Source organism: Clostridium sp. JS66 (genome assembly GCF_033561535.1).
Classification (GTDB): domain Bacteria; phylum Bacillota; class Clostridia; order Clostridiales; family Clostridiaceae; genus Clostridium_AM; species Clostridium_AM carboxidivorans.
Window position 1 is genome coordinate 2,348,127 of the sequence record NZ_CP131467.1, and the last position, 20,981, is coordinate 2,369,107.

Sequence of the window (20,981 nt, forward strand, 5' to 3'; positions counted from 1 at the left end):
TTCTAATTAAAAAACCTAAGATTACTATTTTGTAGTTCTTCCTGGATATTTTTTTAATCCTTCTTTTAAAATGTTCATGGATTTTAACAAATCAGATTCATTAAGAATATAGGCTATTCTAACTTCATCTATTCCACGTCCTTCTGTTTCATAGAAGCCATCTGCTGGTGCCATCATCAATGTTTCTCCATCTACGTCAAATTCTTCTAAAAGCCAAATTACAAATTTTTCTGCATTATCTACTGGAAGTTTTACCATGTAGTAGAAGGCTCCTTCAGGTTTTCTGCATACTACACCTTCCATATTGCTAAGAGCTTCAAAAACTATGTCTCTTCTCTTTTTATATTCTTCATTAACTTCTTTTAGATAATTTTGTGGAGTTTTGTATAAAGCTGCTGCACCTATCTGTTCTAATTCAGCAACAGATAATCTTACTTCACAAAGCTTGAAGGCATTTGTAATAAGTTCTTTGTTTCTGCTTACGATTAAACCTACTCTAGCACCGCAAGCACTATATCTTTTAGATATGCTGTCTATTATTATAACCTTATCTTCTATATCCTTTATAGTTCCAAAGCTTGCATAATCCAAATTATCATATACAAACTCTCTGTAAACTTCATCAGATATTATAAATATATCTTTTTCCTTAGCAACAGAAGCTAATGTATTGATCTCGTCTCTTGTGTAAGCTGTTCCTGTTGGGTTTCCAGGATTTGAGATTAATATAGCTTTTGTTTTAGGAGTAATAATTTTTTCAATTTCAGCCTTTGAAGGAAGATGGAAGCCTTCCTCAACTTTAGTGCTAATAGGAACAACATTTATCTCTAGAACTTGAAACAAGCTCTTGTAATTTGCATAAAATGGTTCAGGAATAACTATATCATCACCTTTATCAAATAATGACATAAGTGTGAATAATAAAGCTTCACTACCACCATTAGTTACTAATATATCATCCTTTGAAAATTCCATACCATAATTTCTGTAGTAGGGAATTACAGCATCAATTAATTCAGGTATTCCGTTAGATGGTGAGTAAGTTAAAATTTCACAATTAAAATTTTTCACAGCATCAAAAAATTGTCTTGGTGTTACTATATCAGGTTGACCAATATTTAAATGGTAAACCTTTTTACCTTTTCCTTTAGCTTTATTAGCATATGGTATTAGTTTTCTTATTGGAGAGCACTCCATTGCAGTTATTCTGTCAGAAAATTTCATTTATAGTTTTCCTCCTCTTTAGCTATATAACACCTAATTTTATTAAGTGCTTATATGCTTTTATCTAGTGTTTTTTATTTTTACATAGCTATTAATTCAACTTTGACAAATAGAAAATTCTTATTTAGTATAAGCATATTGCGAAAATTGAGTCATTGATAAGGCTATGTTAAAATTTAAACGTATTCTGTTAACCTTTTCACTGTTTTATTATATTACTCTAAAAAGTCAAATGCAATAGTTTTGTGCATATTTTGTTTCATTTGTATCATTTTTGAACTTGTACAATTATTAGATTGACACTTATGAATTTTTTTATTTATAGAATCAACTTGTTCAACAGATAAAAAGCCAATACCTAAAAGCTAGGCATTGGCTTAAAATTTCTAAAAATTTTTCAAGGAACTTATTATTAGTTTAATTTGAAGATTTTTATTGATTCATTGAGAGTGGAGGACATCTTGTTTAAATCTTCTGCTAGTGCTGTTACTTCCTCCATAGCTGCATTTTGTTCTTCTGTTATAGCTGAAACATGCTCAGAAGATGCTGAGAGAGTTTCTGATACTTTTGCTGCATCTTCCATAAGTATAAGCAGTTGATCTCTACTAATAAGTACATTATCAAGGCTGGATGCAGTAGTAATAATTTTATTTACTACATCCTGAATTTTTAAGGAAATTTCGTTAAAGGTTTCACCAGTATATTTAACTGCATCATTTTGTTTTTTTACTACAAGTTCTGCTTGGGATATGGCCTCTTTGGCTTTATTAACATCCATTTGAACATTGGAGATAATATCTTTAACATGGTTACTTGAGGCAGCAGTATCTTCTGATAACTTTCTAACCTGATCAGCAACTACAGAGAATCCTTTTCCGGCGTCACCAGCTCTTGCAGCTTCTATAGCAGCATTTAAAGCTAAAAGATTGGTTTGCTCTGAAATTGAAGTTATGGTATCTGCTATATTTCCTATTACATTAGCTTTTTCGCTTAGAGAATTTACAACTACTGCTATATTGTTTATAGAATTATTATTTTCTTTTGCAGCAGTTTCTAAGCTGCCAATAATATTAACTCCTTTAGTACTAACAGTATATATTTTTTCAGCAGACATTTTTCCTTCGTTCATATAATTTGTCATGATAGAAATTTCGTCTGACAATTTTGTAGTTGTATCAAGGCCAGTAATAGAGTTCGAAGTTTGTTTTTCAGCAGCAGCAGCAACATCTGCAATATTTAAGGCAACCTGTTCAATAGATTGAGAAGTTGTATCAGTGTTAATAGCTAAAGTTTTAGCTGAATTTGTTACAAGGTTTGAAGTATTGCTTATATTATTAATAAGATCTCTAATTTGAGATATCATGCAATTAAAGTTGAAGCTTAAGTTTCCAATTTCATCTTCACTTTTATGGTTACATTTAACTGTTAAGTCTCCTTCAGATGCTCTTTTCATTAAAGCTACTAGTTCAAGGATAGGTTGTGTGAATTTTTTAGTTAATAAATATATTAATATGATAATTAGTAATAATAATCCTAAGGCTATAAAAATGTTCTTAAGTTGAGTAGATTTTAGTACTGACATAGCATATGCTTTGTTTTCAACTGTTACCACTGCCCAGCTTTGTGATTGGCCAGGAAGCTTTATTGTAGTATAGGCACCTAGCATTTCTTTTTTATTACTATCTGAGTATTCAACAACACCAGATTCTCCCTTTAGTGCTTTTTCAACAGTCTCTTTAAGAGTTTGAGGAATAGTTATATCTTCAAGCTTAGTTTTTGTATTTCCGGACGCATCTTTTTCTACATTACCAGAGGCATCTTTAACTAATACTGTTTTTTTCAAAGTTTTATAATTATAAAGTTCTGAAACTTGAGTTTTATCAGGATGAGCAATTACAACACCTTCACTATCTAAAATAAATGAGTAGACATTTTTACCATTCGAATACTTGTCCACGAGTTTTTGTAATTCATTTAATTTGAGGTCGGCTCCAAATATTCCTAGCATATTAGAACTTTTATCAAAAATCGGGTGAAATATTGAAGTCACAGCCATATTTCCGTTTGCAGAGTAGTAGGATTTGCTAACAAAAGGTTTTTTATCCTTCATCATTTGAGTAAACCACCATCTATTAGATCTATCTCCTAATTCTCCAGAGGAACGAGCTGTTTGTTTCCCAGAAGTATTTTGAATATAAAGTAAGTCAAAATAAGGATTTTTAGCTAAAGCGTTTGTAAGCATTCCTTTCTGATCTTCCGCATTGAAATCAATAGTTGTTTTGTTTTGTGCCATTTCTTCAGTAAGTGTGTAGGCTTTATCTATAAAATCCTTAACACCATCAGATATTGTAGATGAAAGTTTTTTGTTGTTATCGATTACGTTAGAGGATATATTGCTGGAAAAATAGTAATAACATACAAAATTAGTGATTAGAACTGGTAATAATACTAATAATACTGCAAAAGTAATTAATTTGTTTTTAATAGATTTCATAGAATATTCTCCTTTAAAATTAATGTTTATAAGGGGGAATTATCTTATACCATATTTGTCTGCTTTTATAAAATATTTTAACATAACTAAATGAAACCTTCTAGTGTTATTATGATAGTATATTACAAAATAACTTAAAATTTTTAAAGAAATTATAATATTCCCAAAAATGGACCTGACTTAACTGTTATAGTTAACCAAAACTTGTTATAATTATAAAAGGATTCTTTTACAGGAGGGATAACTATGGAAAAGTCAGGTAATATATTATCAAAAGAACAAAATGAAATGATGTCAAGACTAGACAAAGCATTACAAGCATTTAAAGGAAAACAAATTACAGTAGATAGTAATGAGGACGTAATGACAAATCAGCTATATGAAAAATTTGATTATAATTTTTTTAAAAATTGTGAAGAAGAAGCTTTGTTGGATTTTCAAGATGTAGATAATGATGCTGTTCCTACAATTTGTATAAATATAGATGATATTTGTCATATTACAATTGATGAAGATGTTGATACGCATTATGTCAAAGAGATAGAAATTGAACTTAAAAATAAATTTGTAATGAATTTACAAATTTCACTTTAGTTTTTTAAAGTTGTGAAAAAGAAATTTTGCTAGATTTTTAAGGTGAAAATTGGGCTATACATCTGTATCATATAAACATTTTTATATAGATAAAAATTTTAATGAGGCTGTAGTACTAAGAAATTTATTCTTAGTACTACAGCCTTTTTTGCATAGTAAAGTTATATAATGTATATTGGTATTTATTTTGAATGATTATATTTAGCTGAAAGAAGTAGGTGTGAAAACCAAAGAATTAGGTTATAACATTGTTTTAAATTACCATGAAAATAAAGTTAGCTTTGGATATTATAAAAAAATTTAAATTTAAGTGAAAATAAAATGAACCATTTAATACATATATCCATCTAATTAGTGTAAAGCAAAAAAGTAGCGCTACAGTTTGCAAAGAAAGGTAGGAAGTCAATTGAATAAAGAAACATTTATAGCTAATGTCCTTGAAGCTGAATCTACTTTATATCATGTATCTAAATCAATTTTGACTCATGATCAAGATTGTGAGGATGCAGTTCAAGGGGCAATTTTAAAAGCCTATGATAAAATAGATACACTAAAAAAAGAACAATATTTTAAAACATGGTTGATTAGGATACTCATAAATGAATGTTATGATTTAAAACGCAAAGAGTATCCAGAGGTATCTTATGAAGAATACTTTGAGTCCACCAAGGCTGAGGATAGGAAGGACTATAGGGAATTATATTTGGCCATTCGAAAGTTACCAGAACGTATTCGGATTGCAATTGTTCTTTATTATGTAGAAGGATATTCAGTAGAAGAAATTAAAGAAACTCTGAAAATACCTACAGGAACTGTAAAAAGTAGATTGGCAAAAGGACGAAAATTATTAAAAATAAAGTTAGAGAATATGGAGGCAATTTATGAGTAATTATGATTGGAATAGTGTCTTTCCAGATACACCTGAAAGTTTTAAAAATAAGGTAAGTGCAACGTTAAATAGTTTACCAGATAAAAAGGAGATTGATAAAATGGAAAATTTTAAAATGTTCAAAAAAGGATCAATTAGGAAAAAAATTATAGGTGCATTAGTGGCTACTATGGTAATAGGAACAACTGTATTTGCTGCAGGAAAAGTAACTTCTATAACTTCAAGTTCAAGTGGTAAACCAACATATACTACTATACCTACAGTAGAACAAGTGAAGAAGGATTTTAAATCTAATCCTAAATTAGTTAATAAATTTGACAATGGATATACTTTTGTAAGTGGATGTATTGTAAATAATAAAGGAACTGATGATAAAGGTAATTTTGCAGGAAAAACAAAGTCACTTGATTTTGATTATACAAAAGGAAATGATAAATTAAGTCTATATATAGAAAATGGAAAGTTAGATGAAAGATCAAAGAAGGAGACTGTTGTTGCTAATTGTAATGGTATAGATTTATATTATCGTTCATATGCTAGCAAGACTGAGCCAGAAAATTATAAAATGACAGAACAAGATAAAAAGGATAAGTTATCTGGTAAATATGTATTTAGTTTTGGATCTGATTCTGATAAGGAAAAAATCTCTCAAGTTCAATATTTAAATTGGATGCAAGATGGAATTAACTATACTCTTTTAGTATCTGATTCTAATGTATCAAAAGATGAATTAGTTAAAATGGCACAACAAGTTATAAGTACAAAATAGACAGAGTTCTTGGATAGTTAGATTTTCTATATAAAGCATTAGCCATAATGAATTTTAAGGTCATTATGGCTTTTTTTATTAAGCTCTTCAGATATGAGAAATATATTTCTTAGATTAAAGAAAGCTAGAAGTGAAGCGGGAGAGAAAATTAATAATTCTTAATAATATTTATATTTTTTATTAATAGTTCAAAGTTATAATGAAAATATTAACATTAACTATAAATCATAACATTGGAGGTAAAGACTATGGAGCATAAGTTAAAAAGAATTTCGTTATGCTGGTTAATTAGTATTATAATTATAACTTCATTTATTATAACTTCTGTGATATTAGCTGAGGCTAAAACTAGTCATCTTATAGAAGTTCTTGATAATGGTTCAAACATTGTAGTAAACACAGGAGCAGGTTTGGTTTATACTATTGATAAAAAAAATGGTGATATGACTTCATGTAAATTAAATGGAACTGAGCTTAATTCTCAGAAGAAGAAATCTCAGATCAATAGTGGTTTAGGTGTATCAAATGTAACATGGAGCAAGTTTTCTTCCAATACAGAAGTTCTTATTACAGTGAAACAGGCAGCACTAACACATTATTATGCATCACGTTCTAAAGACAATACAATTTATATGGCAACTTATATATCAAAGGAACCATCAGATGGCCTTTTACGTTACATTTTCAGGGGAAATGGAAATGTATTAACCAACGTTCCAGCTGAATCAAATAATAAAGGAGCTGTTGGATTGGAAGGGAGACCTGATGTATTTATTCATCTTGATAAAACGATTACTTCCAAGTATTATGGTAATGATCAGGCTAAGGATTTAAGCATTCGTGGATGCACTGGTAAAGGTGTTGGTGTATTTATGGCTTATGGCAGCCGTGAAACTTCAATTGGAGGACCTTTTTTCCGTGATATTCAGTTTCAGTCAGGAGATGATACTGAAATATATAATGTTATGAATCATGCAGAAGGAAAAACAGAACCATTTCGTATGGGATTATACGGACCATATGCCTTATGTTTTACAACAGGTTCAAAACCTAGCATTCCTGATTTTAATTGGATGTCTTCTTTGAAGCTTCAAGGATGGGTTTCAAACAGGGGAAGTGTGGAAATAAAAGGACTTTCCGGCATGGATAGAAGATATAAATATATGTACAGTTTTTCAAATGACACAGCACAATATTGGAATGATACATCAACAACTGGTTATGGTAAATGTGATAATATGAAGCCTGGTATATATACTATGCTAGTTTATAAGGGTGAACTTGCTGTTTATAAAGATACTGTTAAGGTGGAGCCTTATAAGACCACAAGTCTTAATAGTTTAACCATAACTAAAGACCCTAGCAATATACCTGTAATTTGGAGAATTGGCAATTGGGATGGCACTCCACTTGAATTTTTAAATGGAAAAAATATTTCAAAAATGCATCCATCAGATATACGTAATTCAAGTTGGGGACCAGTTATTTATACAATAGGCAGTGATGCTGAGAATGAATTTCCTGCTGCACAATTTAGTGCTGCTAACAATCCAACAACAATTAATTTTAATTTGACCTCCGACCAAGCTAAAGAAGCTCATAGCTTAAATATAGGTATTACTACTGCCTACAGTAGCGGACGTCCTGATGTAACCATTAATGGAAATAAACTGCCTTCTAAAAGTCCTTCCACAGAACCTAGTTCACGTACTTTAACAGTAGGGACTTATCGTGGAAATAATACTACTTTTACATGGAAGATCCCAGCATCCTACTTTAAAACTGGTAAAAACACTATTACAATAGCTTCTATTGGCGGAAAGGCTGCTCTTAGCACTTATTTGAGTCCTGCTTATTCTTATGATTGTATAGAATTAGCAGAATAAAAATCAAAGAATGCTTTATAATAGGAAACAAAGATTAAAAGGAGTGATTTTATGTCACAAAACTATAAAAAGCCAAGTAAAGACGAATTAAAGGAAAAGCTTGATGAACTGCAGTATAAGGTTACTCAAGAAAATGCAACAGAGAGGCCTTTTAATAATACTTACGATGATCATTTTGAAAAGGGCATATATGTTGATATTGTTTCGGGTGAACCACTATTTGCGTCTACTAATAAATTTAATTCTGGCTGTGGCTGGCCTGCATTTTCAAAGCCTATAAGTAGAAAGTTCATAAAAGAAAAAGCTGATTTTAGTCATAATATGCATAGAATTGAAGTTAGAAGCAAGAATGCTGATTCTCATCTTGGTCATGTTTTTAATGATGGTCCTACAGAAGAAGGAGGATTAAGGTATTGTATCAATTCTGCTGCCTTAACGTTTATTCCACTTGATAAAATGAAAGAAGAAGGATATGAGGAATATATTTCTTTGATAGAGGATAATAAAAATTAGATACAATTTTTGAAATAAATTTAATTCCAGCAATATTTGCAATGGTGCTATAAACAGATACTTTTTATTTATATTTAAAATTAGCATCCATATATTTAGTTTTAAAATCAAAAATACAAGCATATTTTAAATTAGTTATTATATTTAAAATATGCTTGTATTTTGATGAAAGGTATAAATTTATATGAGAAATATTAATGTGAAAAAATTTTTCAAAAGTAAAGATAAAGCAAATATTGCTATTGTAATATTTTCAATTATACTGATATATTTACTTATTTCAGTGTATTTTACTAATCATTTCTTTTTCAATACAGTGATAAATGGAGTAGATGTCTCATTAAAGTCATATGATGATGCTAATAATATAATTAGGAATTATACTAAAAATTATAAGCTTCATCTAGTAGAGAGAAATGGAGAGATAGAAGAAATAGTAGGACAAGATATAGAGCTGCAATACAATGAAACAAACAATATTTTTAAAATTTGCCACAAGAAAAGTTCATTTAAATGGATTATTTCTTTATTTAAAAATCAAAAATATTATGTAAATGATTTGTTTATTTATAATCAGGACATCTTGGAAAATAAGATAAATAAATTAAATTGTTTGAATAAAGCTATTATAGAACCTCGCAATGTGAATTTTAAATATTCAAATGGTTGCTATAAGGTCATTAAGGAAGTATATGGAAGTAAGATAAATAAAGGTAAAATGAATGAAGCTATAAAAATGAATATACTAGAAGGAAAAATGAAATTAGATTTAAACAAAGAATTTTGTTATGAAAACCCAAAGTACACCTTAAATTCTAATAAAGTTTCTAAAACTAAGGATTTACTAAATAAGTATGTATCAACAAAAATCATTTATATATTTGAAAATAAAAATGAAATATTAGATGGAAATATAATAAATCAATGGCTTAATGTTGATGAAAATTTAGAAGCAGTAATAGATGAAAAAGCAGTTGATAAATATGTGCAAGGATTGGCAAAAAAATATGATACAGTTGGCATAGCAAGAAATTTTAAAACATCTATAGGCAAAATAGTAGAAGTTAAGGGTGGGCTTTACGGATGGAAAGTCAATTGTATTGCTGAAACAAAAGTGTTGTTAGAAAACATAAGGCTTGGTGAAACTCTAGAAAAAGAACCTATATATATTCAAAAGTCTTTACCTAGAGGTGAAGATGAAATAGGAAAAACTTATGTAGAAGTTAATATAACAAGACAGCATTTATGGTTTTATAAAAATGGAAGGCTTATAACGGAAGGTGATATAGTAACAGGAGATCCTAATAGAGGGTGCTCTACTGTGCTCGGTACTTATATGCTTAATTATAAACAAAATGGAGCAACTTTAAGTGGGTTAAATTATGAAACTGAAGTAAGTTATTGGATGCCTTTTTTTGGAAACATAGGGATACATGATGCAACCTGGAGATATTCTTTTGGAGGAGATATATACAAGAGAAATGGAACTCATGGCTGCGTAAATGTTCCGTTAGACTTGGCTAAAGCAATTTTTGATAATATAGAAGAAGGAACTCCTATTATTTGTTATGAAGAACAGGAATGAAGACAGAAATAGTATTTTTAAATTAATTGTATATGTTATAAAAGTCTGGACTATTTTTTAGGAGGTAGAGTTAAATTAATAACTCTACCTAATTTAATGAAATTTTTTCCATTTAGAATATTTGTCAGGGTATTTATTTTTTATTAGTTTAAAGAATATATTTAAATATCCAAGTTTCTTTAATGTTTTTAGTATACTTACAGGATATTTTTCAACAATTTCAAAGTTTTTTCTAGGATCTATTACTTTAATAGATTTATCGGCTTGTACAAAGATATGAGGAGAACGAATATTTAATCTTGTAAATCCTAGTAGTTCAAAATTGTATATTAATTCTACTAATTCAAATGCTATCTTTTCATCTAAAGAATTATTTTTCAAGTATTCTTTAAGATTAGGTCCGGGTACATAATCCATAATTATAGAGTCGTCATCATAATTATATATCTTAGTAAAAAACCTACTTTCTTGTGCACACTTCAAAATATGAATTTGATCTTTGAAGGAATCATCATTGAAAAAAACTTTTATTACTTTGTCTGGCGGCAAGAAATATACTTTACCTTGACTGCCTTTTCCAATAAACTTTAATTTACTTACATCTATGCCACAATGGTAATTCTTGTGTAGCTTATTCATAACAAATACCTCGCTTTGTAATTCTTTGTCATGCGTAAATTATTTTATATTACAGTATATTATTAAAGTAATAATATGTTACTTATATACAAAAAGGTATGGATTTTATCAAAATAGTTATCATAAAAAAGTTTTAATAATATATACACAGTTTTGACACAATTTTGTTATACTAGTGTAACATTTCTAATATATTATTAAGCTATTAACTAAATCAAAAGCACATTATATACATATTATTCTAGTGTAGGAAAAGGAGTAAAATATGAACAGAGATAGCTTTAAAGATTATTATAAAATATTGCAAGTAGATAGAAATGCTTCACAAGAAGTAATTACCATGTCTTATAAGGCTTTAGCAAAGAAATATCATCCAGACTTAAATTTGAATAGTAACTTAAATGAAGCAAATGAAAAGATGAAGGATATAAATAAAGCATACAACATATTAAACAATGTAGAAAGCAGAACAAAATACAATGTAATTTATGATTCATACATGAAAGATACCATTAATAATATTAATATTGACAGCAGTAACATTGGTAATATTAATAATGCGTATAATTCTTATATGTCAGAAGAAATTAGAAAAGAAGGTACAAAAAAAGAAAAGCTTAAAATAAGCAGCTTTTTAAAGTTAAATAAAAGGAATATTGTTATAGCAAGTATTATAGCAATTTTATTAATATATGGAGCTGCAGAAAGAATGTTAGTTAGCAGTGATTATGCTTCAATTCATAAAATTCAGAGGGATATAAGTACAAACATAGTACAAATGGGTAGAATGAAAGTTAATGTTAATAACAAACATGTAAATTACTCAGATAATAATTCTGAAAATCTTGGTAGAAAAATAGATTCTCATCATGATATGCAGATGCATGATACATCGAAACAAGATGAAATATATTCGGAAAAAGTTAGCCAATTGGAGTACCTAACGGAAGAAGTTCAAGCTCCTAGTGCATTAATTCATAGATTGTTTAATTAACTAGAAAAATTTAAGATGTTTAGAGATAAAGTATATTCAGTTATTTTGAAGAATATGAAGAAACAAGCTTAAATCATCACATTATTAATAAATTAAGATAATAATTTTTTATATTTATGTATAAACTATAAGTGGGTTCATTCGATTAACCCACACGCTCAATTACATGAAGCCTGTACCTATTTTAGGTGCAGGCTTTTAAAATAAAAGTTGAATGAAAAAACTTTGTTAAATATTTTCATATAAATTTAGTAATAATTATTTTGCAATAGTATAAACTAAAAGTATCCTCTATTCTCAATTATAATAAAAACAATATAACAAATACACAAATTTAATATAAATCTTACTATAGGTTAAAAGTCTAGAGTAAGATTTATATTTTCCATTAGGAGATAAAGGAGAATCAAAATATGAAATTCTATATTATAAATAAACATAAATCCATGGTTGTAAGAATTGTAATATTAATTATTGTATCTTTACTGATATATATAAGTCATACTACTCAAGTATTAGGTAGTAATATTGATTCTAAAGAAGAAATTGCAAGTTCTGTAGAAAAAATTTTTCAAGATAGAAATAAAGCTATATTAGATAAAAATTTACAAATGATAGAGCCTATTTATGATAAAAGTACTAAGTATGGAGTGTGGGCTTATGAACATGAAAAAAAGAAGATAAACTATATTGAAAGCTGGGAAGAAAAGCAAGGAGTTAAATTTACTGACATTTTATCTAAAATAGTAATTAAAAGTATTAAAGGCAGGGATGACAAATATACAGTAAGCTTGGTATGTTCGATGGAATATAAGTATATATATGAAAATGAGCCACAATTAGTGAATACATCTAGAATAGGAATGCATCATTTATTAAGTATTGTTAATAAAGATGGAGGGTGGTTAATTACAAAAGAATGGTATGAAGACCCCTTTGCAGATTCTCTAAATTTAGATGGCTTAAAAGTGGATTCCATTAGACAATATATATCATCACAACCATCAAGAGATATTTCCAATATAAATGAAAGAAGAATAAAGGCTGTAGAATATGCTGATCAATATAGTGGAGCAGCTAATGATGAAGTATATGGATTTAAATATAATAAAAAGTATAGGGATTATAATCCCATGGGAGGAGATTGTGCCAATTTTGCATCCCAAATATTATTTGAGGGAGGAGGATTTAGAAAAAATTCTGCTTGGAATTACGATAATATCGGAGCAACTCGGGCTTGGTTAAATGCTGATGGATTTAAAGCATATATGCTTCATAGTGGTAGGGCATCTGTTATTGCATATGGAAACTATGAGAAGGTATATAAGGATTCTTATAAGTTGCTTCCAGGAGATTTTATTGCTTATGAAAAAAAAGGTGATATTAAACATATTTCAGTTGTAACAGCTGTTGATTCAAAAGGATATCCTTTAATTAGCTGTCATAATACAGATAGGAACAGAGTACCATGGGATCTTGGGTGGAGTAACAAAAATATAAAGTTTTGGTTGATCCGTGTAAATTATTAATATTCGAAATTATAAAAATATATTTATTTTTGTTTGAAAGTAAAAGAGCAAAGGTGTCATTTAACCTTTGCTCTTTTTTTAAATAGGTATCTTTTAATTTTGCTTTTAGCTAAGGTTTCTAATGTGCTTCTTATCTAGGTCTTCTATACTCACAATGTCCAGGTACCCAGCGTCTTTCCCAATGTCCAGGAACCCACCAGCCATTAGGACCACAACGTTGAGGACGAGGACGTTGTGAAGGGTAATACTAAGGTCTCTGACGGGTCATACCATAATCCATCATATCATCATCCATCATTGTATAAAATGGCATGTATGAGTAAGGTGCATAGTAGTTTTCATCAGTATCATAGTTATAATACATCTATATACCTCCATAGTAATTAAGTACTATATTATTATATGAAGGAGTTTAAAAAAAGTGCATTTATTTATATGTTATTATATTATCATCCAATTTGTGTTATTCAATATAAGAACATTTTACTACAATATATTTACTCTATATTGTGCAATTCATGGCTTGAGAAAGTAGTGTATATCTTTATAAACATTATTAAGGATTATTAAAGATAGTATGAGAATAATGAAGGATATGGTATTTGTGACTATTTACAATATGTACAATAACTATAATATGGGATTATGAATGTTGCATTGCATGAGATTTATGATAAACTAGTATTATAATATTAAGCAATTATAACTGTAGAATTGAAAATTACGGAAGGAGATAACAATATGCCAGATTTAAGCCTCTTTATGATGAAGGCTCTTCAAATTACTGTTATGAATTTAGTTTTAAGTGGCGATAACATAGGTGTTATTGCACTAGCAACTAGAAATTTACCTCCAAAGCATGCAAAATCTGCATCCTTCATAGGAATATTTGCAGCAATGATGTTAAGAATTTTATTTACATGCTTTTTAGTATATATTTTAGCAATACAATGGCTTCCTATACGTCTTGTAGGTGGTCTCCTGTTGGTAAAAATTACTTATGATTTTATAAAACCTGAAGCAAGTGAAGAAAATAAAGTTCAATTAAGTGAAGAATGTGCAGTGGAATCAAACATAGAGGAGAATAATGTACATGCTTCAAAAAAATTTACGAAAGCTGTGTTTAGTATAATTGCAGCAGATATTACTATGAGTTTGGACAATGTTCTTGCAATAGCAAGCTTGGCAGATGGAAGTATGACACTTATAATATTTGGATTGATTTTAAATGTGCCAATTATATTCTTTGGAAGCCAATTGGTAGCAAAACTCATGAATAAATATCCTATAGTTACTTATATAGGTGCTGCAATACTTGCTCATACATCATTTAAAATGATTTTTGAAGATAGGTTAACAATAAATTTAGTAGCTCCTGTCGTAGTACAAATAATAAGCTATGGAGCAGCATTATTAACTATAATTTATGGAATTTATATTGTAAAAAAACAGCAATCACCAGTTAACTCTTAAGGAAAAGAATAGATTATATTGACAAGCTGGAAAGAAAACAATTAGGGTAAGCATCATTAAGGTGCTTGCCTTAATTGCTTTATTAATGGATTTTGTTATTTAGATGAGAGTTTTTGAGTATTCTTTATTGCTAAAACAAGAGTATCTATGCAATCTTTAATATCTTTTTCAGTTGAAAAATCATTTCCAATTTCAATAAGTACCGATTTGTTAGATAAATCTTGGTTGAAGTAAGTGTTTCCCTTATTAAAGTAGATTGTATTTGTTTGAATTTTACTTGCACGTTTAATGTTATCTACTATGCAATTAGCAAACTTAAAGTTATCCTTATAGTATGGACTTTCTTTAGCAAATACAAAGGTTATGGTTTTAGCTTTAGATTTATCTGCCTCTGCATCAGATAAGCCTACAATTCCATGTATATCTAAAAGAACTGTATTAGAATAATTTTTTACATTCTTTTTTATCAGATCACGTGAATTATAGTAGGATTTTGTATACTCTTTAGGTGCAGTGCATGGAAGAAATTTGCTATTTAAGCCTTCCTTTACAAGTTTATCATTGATTAAGGCACCTAGTTCGCTTACTTTTATACCAGATGCTAATTTATAATCTTCATCAGGGTGACTATTATAAATAACTATATCTGCTGAGAATGGTGCTACAGGATTTGACTTATTGGTTTGCAGAGCTTTTATGTTATCTAACAGTTTGTCATTAGACATACTGCTAATGTTACTTTTAGTAGTAATTTCTGATGCTTTTGCATGTATCTCTGCAGCTTTAGAATTGTTACATAAACCAATACTTGAAGTGTTCAATGTAATGCTTAATCCGCCTATGATAGTTATAATTATGCCTCCCAGTAATATGTTCTTAATACTTGGCTTTTTATATCTTGAAATCATAATAATCCTCCTTTTTATTCCAGAATTATTCATAACCATTGGTGTAGTTCCAATAAGCATCTTATTTTTTTGAGCTAACCCTAATACTCTAATTATTGTGTTTCCATATTGTACATTTTCACCTTGGTTTAAATTAGAGATTACTTGATAATCACAATGAATTTCGCAGTTCTGCCTGATTTTTTGAAAGCCATATAACAAGAGTGGGTTAAACCAATATATAACTGATAACAGAGTTATAAGTGAGTTTATTAGTATATCTTTATTTTTGAAATGATATAGCTCATGCATTAAGATGTATTTAAATTCCTCATCACTAACGTTATCTGCTACAGTAATTGGAATTAATATCTTTGGTTTAATGAATCCACATAAAGAAGGACTGCTAATTTGAGAAGAATAGAACAATTTTAAGTGGGATCTTATGTTCATAACATTCTTACAATCATGTAGAATTTTTTTGTTAGAGTAGTTTATATCTTTTATAGAAGCACTAACAATTTCTTTCAGTTTTTTATAGCCTAGAACTAATACTCCTGTTAGAAATATAATTCCAAGAATCCATAAAAAACATAGTCCCTTTTCAATAGTAGCACTGTTTTCTAAAAAGGTATTAACAATGGTGTTAGTACTACTTTTATTTTGGGAATGAATAGTATTTGCTAGTGTTGAATAATTTATATTTCCATTTTCAAGCTTCAAAGGAGATTTGATTTGTATTTTTTGTGTATTTTCATTTGTATTAGGTTGTATATAAATGCTTTTGTGAATATTGGGAAAAATTAAATGAGATTGTGGTCCAAAGGGAATTATTAGTTTTAAAATTAATATCATCCATATATAATAATGAAATGTAGAATTTAAATTGTTTTTAAATACTCTTTTAATAGCTAATAACACTAGTACTATTATGCTGCCAATGAAGGATGAGAGTACAACTATTTCAAAGATACCTATAAAGTCCATACACATCAACCTTTCATTTTATTTGGTTGGTTTAGTATTTTTTTTAACTCTTCTATGTCCTTTTTAGATATTTCTTTTGACTCAACAAAGGCTAAAATCATAGATTTAATAGAGCCATTAAATACCTTATTGATAAAAGAATTACTTTCTAATTTTATACATTCATCTTCTGATATTAGTGGAAAATAGTAGTATTCATTACCCACTTTATTGAAGCCAATTGCTTTTTTATTCAGTAGTCGGTTTATTAAAGTTTTAATGGTAGCTGGTTTCCACTTGTTTTTATCCTTTAGTGATTGAATAATATATGCTGATGTGGCTTGAGAATTTTTCCATATTATTTTCATTATAGTCCATTCAGCATCTGATATTTTAGGAATTTTACACATATAGTTTCACCTCCTCGATTACAAAAGTAATTTGTAAATCTAGTTTACAACTGTAATCGCAGGAAGTCAATACAATTTTTGGAAATAATTTAAAAATTAATAATGAAATAGTGTTTAATTAAGTTCATCAATTAAAGGAAAAAGTATTGATGGATTGAAAGTTGAATAATAATATCAATTTATCTTCTTTAAAAAGTTATTTATTAAATTTCCAGCTTCATTAGAAGAAAGTATATTAATAAAGATACACCTGTCTGAATATATGTTATTAAGAATGATTTTTAAAGCATAAATATTTAGGGAGGTGTTTTTGCATGTCAGAATATAAGGCAATGACTAATGAAACTTCAGCATCATATGTGAAAAACTTAGATTTAGGAATTTTTAATAAATATGCTGATTTGACAGCTCAGGAAATAGGAGATGGAAATTTAAATTTGGTGTTTAGGATAAAGGATAATATTAGTGGAAAATCCGTAATTATGAAACAAGCTCTTCCATATCTAAGAGTAGCAGGAGAGGGATGGAAGTTGACTTTAGACAGAAATAGAATAGAAGCAGAGGCTATGATTGAACAGGATAAAGCATGCCCTAATTCTGTACCAAAGGTATATTATCATGATGATGATTATGCATTATCAATAGTAGAAGATTTAGGGGATATGGATATGCTTAGAAAGGGACTTATGGATATGAAGAAGTATCCTAAGTTTCCTAAGCAGGTTGGTGAATTTTTAGCTAAAAATTTATTCTATACCTCAGATTTTGGAATTGGACCAATAGAAAAAAAGAAAAAAGTATCAAAATTTATTAATCCAGAATTGTGTGATATAACAGAAAGATTAGTGCTCACAGATCCTTATATGGATGCTAAATCAAATGACATAAATCCATATATAATGGAATATGCAAGAAGTTTATGGACAAGGAAAGAGGTATTGCTGGAAACTGCAAAATTAAAAAACATTTTTATGACTAAAGCAGAAGCACTTTTACATGGAGATCTACATACAGGTTCTATTTTTATAACAGAAAATAGCATGAAAATATTTGATACAGAGTTTGCTTTTTATGGACCTTATGGATATGATATTGGATTACTTATTGCAAACTTTATATTAAACTATATATCCTGGGAAGGAAGAGAAGAAAAAAGCAAATTAGAAATAGAGGATTATAGAAAATATTTATTAAATTCAATAGATGAAATATGGGATGAATTTAAAAAGAATTTTAAAGAAATTTGGGATAAGGGTTCTAGAGAAATATGCACAAAAGTTTCTGGATATAAAGATTATTATATAGATAATTTATTACATGAAACTATTGGATTTGCTGCTTGTGAGTTAATAAGGAGAATTTTAGGAATGGCTCATGTTCCTGATCTTGATTTTATAAGAGATTTGAAAAAAAGAGGAAAAGCTCAAAGATTAGGTTTGTTTATAGGTGAGACAATGCTTTTAAAGAGAAATGAAATAAGCGATGTAAAGGGCTTAACAAGTTTTATCAAAGAAGTGAATGGAGAGAGGATATAATGGGAGAAGGATTATTGGCAATTCAATGGGATGATATTAGAGATAAACTTATACTTTTAGATCAAACTAAATTACCTAATGAAATAAGGTATATAGAATATGACAGCATTGAAGAAATCTGGAAGGCCATACGTCACATGGTAGTAAGGGGAGCTCCTGCTATAGGAGTTACGGCAGCTTATGGTCTATATTTTGGAATTAAAAATGCACATGAAGATAGCTTTAAAGAATTTCAAAAGCATATTAGGAAACAATGTGAATATTTAAATAGCAGCAGACCTACAGCAGTTAACTTATCCTGGGCATTAAAAATTATGGAGAATAAGGTTAGTGAAAATAAGGATAAACCAATAAAGGTTATAAAAAATATATTGCGAAAAGAAGCAAAAAGAATACATGAAGAGGATATAGCTATATGCAAAAAAATAGGGGAAAATTTAATTACTCTTTTAATGGATGGTATGGGGATATTAACCCATTGCAATGCAGGACAATTAGCTACTTCTAAATATGGAACAGCAACATCACCTATATATCTTGCAAAGGAGAAAGGGTGGCATTTAAAAATATATTCTGACGAGACAAGACCAAGACTTCAAGGCTCAATGCTTACAGCATTAGAGTTACATGAGGCAGGAATAGATGTAACTACAATAACAGACAACATGGCAGCAGTGGTCATGTCTGAGCAAAAAATAGATGCAGTTATAGTAGGTTGTGATAGAATTGCTGCTAATGGAGACACAGCTAATAAAATAGGTACTATGGGAGTGTCCATATTGGCAAGATATTTTAAAATACCTATGTATATTGCAGCACCTACTCCAAGTATTGATTTAAATACACCAACAGGTAAAGAAATACCTATTGAAGAAAGAGATTCTAAAGAGGTTACCTGTAGGTTTGGAATTTGGACTGCACCTAAGGAAGTAAAGGTTTATAATCCTAGTTTTGATGTAACTGATCATGATAATATAACGGCAATAGTAACAGAGAAGGGGATAGTTTACCCTCCTTATGAAGAAAACTTGAAGAAGCTTTTAAATAATAAATAGATAGGAAGGTAAGGGAATGGATGAAGAAACATATTTAAGGGAACAGATATTAGAAGTAGGAAAGAGGCTGCAGCAAAGATTTTTTGTAGCTTCAAATGATGGAAACATTAGTATAAAGTTAAAGGATAACATAATACTAATAACACCTACAGGAGTGAATAAAGGTGAAATTCGAGCTGATGAAATTATGAAAGTGGATTTAAATGGAGATATAATTGAAGGTCATATGAAGGTAACCTCTGAAATAAAAATGCACTTAATTATATATAAAATGAGAAAGGATGTAAAAGCTATAGTACATGCACATCCACCAGCAGCTACAGCTTTTGCAGCTTCTGGCGAAAGGTTAGATAAACCTGTAATTTTACCTGAAGCTGTTTTTTCTCTCGGAAATATAGGATATTGTGCTTATGGGACACCTTCCACAGAGGAAGTACCTCAGTCAGTAGAAAGAGAAATATCTAATAGCGATGTTCTTCTTTTAGCAAATCATGGAGCCTTAACGGTAGGTAGAACTGCTATGGAAGCTTATTATAAGATGGAGAACTTAGAAATGGTATCAAAAATAACGTTGTATACAAAAATCATTGGAAAAGTGAGAAACTTAAGTGATAACCAAATAGAAAAATTAAATAGAGTAAAAAGGATGGGGAAGACCAAGTAATTTTTATAGTTGTTGATAAAACTAAAATTAATAATCCAGCTTAAAACAGCAACATTGAAATATCATTACTCATAAAGATTCAACATAATTAAAGTAGTCAACTTTTAAAGCTAAAAATAGATGTGGCAAAAAGAAAAGATTAAAGTATAGGTATATCTACAAAGGCTGTAAAGCTTTCTATTAAATTACTAAATAGTGCTTGTTTTTTAAATTCAATTATATAACTGTGGGTAAAAAAATTAAAACCTGGTAATTGCTGCTGCAGTTACCAGGATAGGAAATGAGCTTAGTTGTGCTAGGGTAAGCACATCTATTTTTATTTTAACATAGAATAAGAAAATGCGTCCATATGAAAAGAGTGGTAAAGTCTCCAATTATGAATATTGCTTAATATCAAGTTTTATTTTTAATTAGTATATTTAGGCTGCTTTTCTTCTTCAGTAATAGGATTTTCAATAAATACTATAAAAAATAAATTATGAGTAATGACTATCGACTCCATTAGTACCAGCCCTTGTATAAAGTATTTCAATGTTTATTAAAAAGGTTAATTGAAAATCATATGGTTTATGATATACTTACTAGAAATTATAGTATCATATTTTGAATTATATAATGAAGAAAAGGATGTTGTAAAATGAAGCTTAATAAAAAAAGTATGTTAGTAGATATCTTAATTTTGGTACTACCTGTAATTATAATGTTTTTGTTAATGCCAATTTTGCCTGATAAGATATCAATTCACAAAGGTTTATATGACAGATATATTGATAAAAAATATTCATTTCTTTTAGGAGTATTACCATTTATAGTATATAAATTAAAGTATAATAAAAAATAGCATTTTATAATTTTAATTATTTAGTGCAACAATG

Annotated in this window: 18 protein-coding genes; 13 read left to right on the forward strand and 5 right to left on the reverse strand. The window is 28.9% G+C overall.

Translation table 11 applies throughout. The annotated features are described in order from the left end of the window. Positions 1-24 precede the first annotated feature (24 nt). Both Q6H37_RS11085 and Q6H37_RS11090 read right to left on the reverse strand, forming a co-directional pair. Positions 25-1,224, reverse strand: a complete 1,200-nt coding sequence (locus tag Q6H37_RS11085) for a pyridoxal phosphate-dependent aminotransferase (RefSeq protein WP_318741885.1) — start codon at positions 1,222-1,224, stop codon at positions 25-27. A 412-nt stretch (positions 1,225-1,636) separates the two neighbouring features. Next, on the reverse strand, positions 1,637-3,718 hold the full coding sequence (locus Q6H37_RS11090; RefSeq protein WP_318741887.1) for a methyl-accepting chemotaxis protein: 2,082 nt from the start codon (positions 3,716-3,718) through the stop codon (positions 1,637-1,639). A gap of 246 nt (positions 3,719-3,964) precedes the next feature. Between Q6H37_RS11090 and Q6H37_RS11095 the strand changes: the two genes are divergently transcribed. From Q6H37_RS11095 to Q6H37_RS11120, 6 genes are all read left to right on the forward strand, one after another. Beyond that, entirely contained in the window at positions 3,965-4,312 is a 348-nt protein-coding gene (locus Q6H37_RS11095) for a hypothetical protein (protein ID WP_318741889.1), read from the forward strand. 406 nt (positions 4,313-4,718) lie between these two features. Next, complete coding sequence (locus Q6H37_RS11100) at positions 4,719-5,201, forward strand: RNA polymerase sigma factor (protein ID WP_318742988.1); 483 nt, start codon at positions 4,719-4,721, stop codon at positions 5,199-5,201. Next, a complete protein-coding gene (locus Q6H37_RS11105) occupies positions 5,194-5,970 on the forward strand; it encodes a hypothetical protein (RefSeq protein ID WP_318741891.1) in 777 nt (258 codons plus the stop codon). The genes Q6H37_RS11100 and Q6H37_RS11105 overlap by 8 nt, the downstream gene beginning before the upstream one ends. 248 nt (positions 5,971-6,218) lie before the next feature. Next, a complete protein-coding gene (locus Q6H37_RS11110) occupies positions 6,219-7,856 on the forward strand; it encodes a rhamnogalacturonan lyase B N-terminal domain-containing protein (RefSeq protein ID WP_318741893.1) in 1,638 nt (545 codons plus the stop codon). A 51-nt stretch (positions 7,857-7,907) separates the two neighbouring features. Further along, a complete protein-coding gene (gene msrB / locus Q6H37_RS11115; protein ID WP_318741895.1) occupies positions 7,908-8,369 on the forward strand; it encodes a peptide-methionine (R)-S-oxide reductase MsrB in 462 nt (153 codons plus the stop codon). Between the two features lie 184 nt (positions 8,370-8,553). Beyond that, entirely contained in the window at positions 8,554-9,954 is a 1,401-nt protein-coding gene (locus Q6H37_RS11120; protein WP_318741897.1) for a L,D-transpeptidase family protein, read from the forward strand. A gap of 93 nt (positions 9,955-10,047) precedes the next feature. Here Q6H37_RS11120 and Q6H37_RS11125 read toward each other — a convergent pair whose 3' ends face one another. Further along, positions 10,048-10,593, reverse strand: a complete 546-nt coding sequence (locus Q6H37_RS11125) for a serine/threonine protein kinase (RefSeq protein ID WP_318741899.1) — start codon at positions 10,591-10,593, stop codon at positions 10,048-10,050. A gap of 265 nt (positions 10,594-10,858) precedes the next feature. On the opposite strand from Q6H37_RS11125, the gene Q6H37_RS11130 reads away from it, so the two are divergent. From Q6H37_RS11130 to Q6H37_RS11140, 3 genes are all read left to right on the forward strand, one after another. After that, positions 10,859-11,587, forward strand: a complete 729-nt coding sequence (locus Q6H37_RS11130; protein WP_318741901.1) for a J domain-containing protein — start codon at positions 10,859-10,861, stop codon at positions 11,585-11,587. Positions 11,588-12,000: 413 nt separating this feature from the next. Further along, positions 12,001-13,116, forward strand: coding sequence for an amidase domain-containing protein (locus Q6H37_RS11135; protein ID WP_318741903.1), 1,116 nt, complete (start codon positions 12,001-12,003; stop codon positions 13,114-13,116). 741 nt (positions 13,117-13,857) lie between these two features. Continuing rightward, entirely contained in the window at positions 13,858-14,589 is a 732-nt protein-coding gene (locus Q6H37_RS11140; protein WP_318741905.1) for a TerC family protein, read from the forward strand. Positions 14,590-14,684: 95 nt separating this feature from the next. Here Q6H37_RS11140 and Q6H37_RS11145 read toward each other — a convergent pair whose 3' ends face one another. After that, positions 14,685-16,463 (reverse strand): M56 family metallopeptidase, encoded by a 1,779-nt coding sequence (locus Q6H37_RS11145; RefSeq protein ID WP_318741907.1) that lies wholly within the window; start codon positions 16,461-16,463, stop codon positions 14,685-14,687. Positions 16,464-16,468: 5 nt separating this feature from the next. Beyond that, on the reverse strand, positions 16,469-16,852 hold the full coding sequence (locus Q6H37_RS11150; RefSeq protein WP_318741909.1) for a BlaI/MecI/CopY family transcriptional regulator: 384 nt from the start codon (positions 16,850-16,852) through the stop codon (positions 16,469-16,471). Between the two features lie 314 nt (positions 16,853-17,166). On the opposite strand from Q6H37_RS11150, the gene mtnK reads away from it, so the two are divergent. The 4 genes from mtnK to Q6H37_RS11170 all read left to right on the forward strand — a co-directional run bounded on the left by mtnK (position 17,167) and on the right by Q6H37_RS11170 (position 20,947). Next, positions 17,167-18,387, forward strand: a complete 1,221-nt coding sequence (gene mtnK, locus Q6H37_RS11155; RefSeq protein WP_318741911.1) for an S-methyl-5-thioribose kinase — start codon at positions 17,167-17,169, stop codon at positions 18,385-18,387. Then, positions 18,387-19,442, forward strand: coding sequence for an S-methyl-5-thioribose-1-phosphate isomerase (mtnA, locus tag Q6H37_RS11160; protein WP_318741913.1), 1,056 nt, complete (start codon positions 18,387-18,389; stop codon positions 19,440-19,442). The genes mtnK and mtnA overlap by 1 nt, the downstream gene beginning before the upstream one ends. 16 nt (positions 19,443-19,458) lie before the next feature. Next, on the forward strand, positions 19,459-20,106 hold the full coding sequence (locus Q6H37_RS11165) for a class II aldolase/adducin family protein (RefSeq protein ID WP_318741915.1): 648 nt from the start codon (positions 19,459-19,461) through the stop codon (positions 20,104-20,106). A gap of 637 nt (positions 20,107-20,743) precedes the next feature. After that, positions 20,744-20,947 carry a hypothetical protein gene (locus Q6H37_RS11170; RefSeq protein ID WP_318741917.1) on the forward strand — a complete coding sequence of 68 codons (204 nt, stop codon included), beginning with the start codon at positions 20,744-20,746 and terminating at the stop codon, positions 20,945-20,947. The last annotated feature ends 34 nt before the right edge of the window (positions 20,948-20,981 follow it).

What these genes read in the sequence shown, in the direction of transcription:
- Q6H37_RS11085 (WP_318741885.1), bottom strand. Translation starts at nt 1,224, where the DNA reads ATGAAATTTTCTGACAGAATAACTGCAATGGAGTGCTCTCCAATAAGA.
- Q6H37_RS11090 (WP_318741887.1), bottom strand. Translation starts at nt 3,718, where the DNA reads ATGAAATCTATTAAAAACAAATTAATTACTTTTGCAGTATTATTAGTA.
- Q6H37_RS11095 (WP_318741889.1), top strand. Translation starts at nt 3,965, where the DNA reads ATGGAAAAGTCAGGTAATATATTATCAAAAGAACAAAATGAAATGATG.
- Q6H37_RS11105 (WP_318741891.1), top strand. Translation starts at nt 5,194, where the DNA reads ATGAGTAATTATGATTGGAATAGTGTCTTTCCAGATACACCTGAAAGT.
- Q6H37_RS11110 (WP_318741893.1), top strand. Translation starts at nt 6,219, where the DNA reads ATGGAGCATAAGTTAAAAAGAATTTCGTTATGCTGGTTAATTAGTATT.
- msrB (WP_318741895.1), top strand. Translation starts at nt 7,908, where the DNA reads ATGTCACAAAACTATAAAAAGCCAAGTAAAGACGAATTAAAGGAAAAG.
- Q6H37_RS11120 (WP_318741897.1), top strand. Translation starts at nt 8,554, where the DNA reads ATGAGAAATATTAATGTGAAAAAATTTTTCAAAAGTAAAGATAAAGCA.
- Q6H37_RS11125 (WP_318741899.1), bottom strand. Translation starts at nt 10,593, where the DNA reads ATGAATAAGCTACACAAGAATTACCATTGTGGCATAGATGTAAGTAAA.
- Q6H37_RS11130 (WP_318741901.1), top strand. Translation starts at nt 10,859, where the DNA reads ATGAACAGAGATAGCTTTAAAGATTATTATAAAATATTGCAAGTAGAT.
- Q6H37_RS11135 (WP_318741903.1), top strand. Translation starts at nt 12,001, where the DNA reads ATGAAATTCTATATTATAAATAAACATAAATCCATGGTTGTAAGAATT.
- Q6H37_RS11140 (WP_318741905.1), top strand. Translation starts at nt 13,858, where the DNA reads ATGCCAGATTTAAGCCTCTTTATGATGAAGGCTCTTCAAATTACTGTT.
- Q6H37_RS11145 (WP_318741907.1), bottom strand. Translation starts at nt 16,463, where the DNA reads ATGGACTTTATAGGTATCTTTGAAATAGTTGTACTCTCATCCTTCATT.
- Q6H37_RS11150 (WP_318741909.1), bottom strand. Translation starts at nt 16,852, where the DNA reads ATGTGTAAAATTCCTAAAATATCAGATGCTGAATGGACTATAATGAAA.
- mtnK (WP_318741911.1), top strand. Translation starts at nt 17,167, where the DNA reads ATGTCAGAATATAAGGCAATGACTAATGAAACTTCAGCATCATATGTG.
- mtnA (WP_318741913.1), top strand. Translation starts at nt 18,387, where the DNA reads ATGGGAGAAGGATTATTGGCAATTCAATGGGATGATATTAGAGATAAA.
- Q6H37_RS11165 (WP_318741915.1), top strand. Translation starts at nt 19,459, where the DNA reads ATGGATGAAGAAACATATTTAAGGGAACAGATATTAGAAGTAGGAAAG.
- Q6H37_RS11170 (WP_318741917.1), top strand. Translation starts at nt 20,744, where the DNA reads ATGAAGCTTAATAAAAAAAGTATGTTAGTAGATATCTTAATTTTGGTA.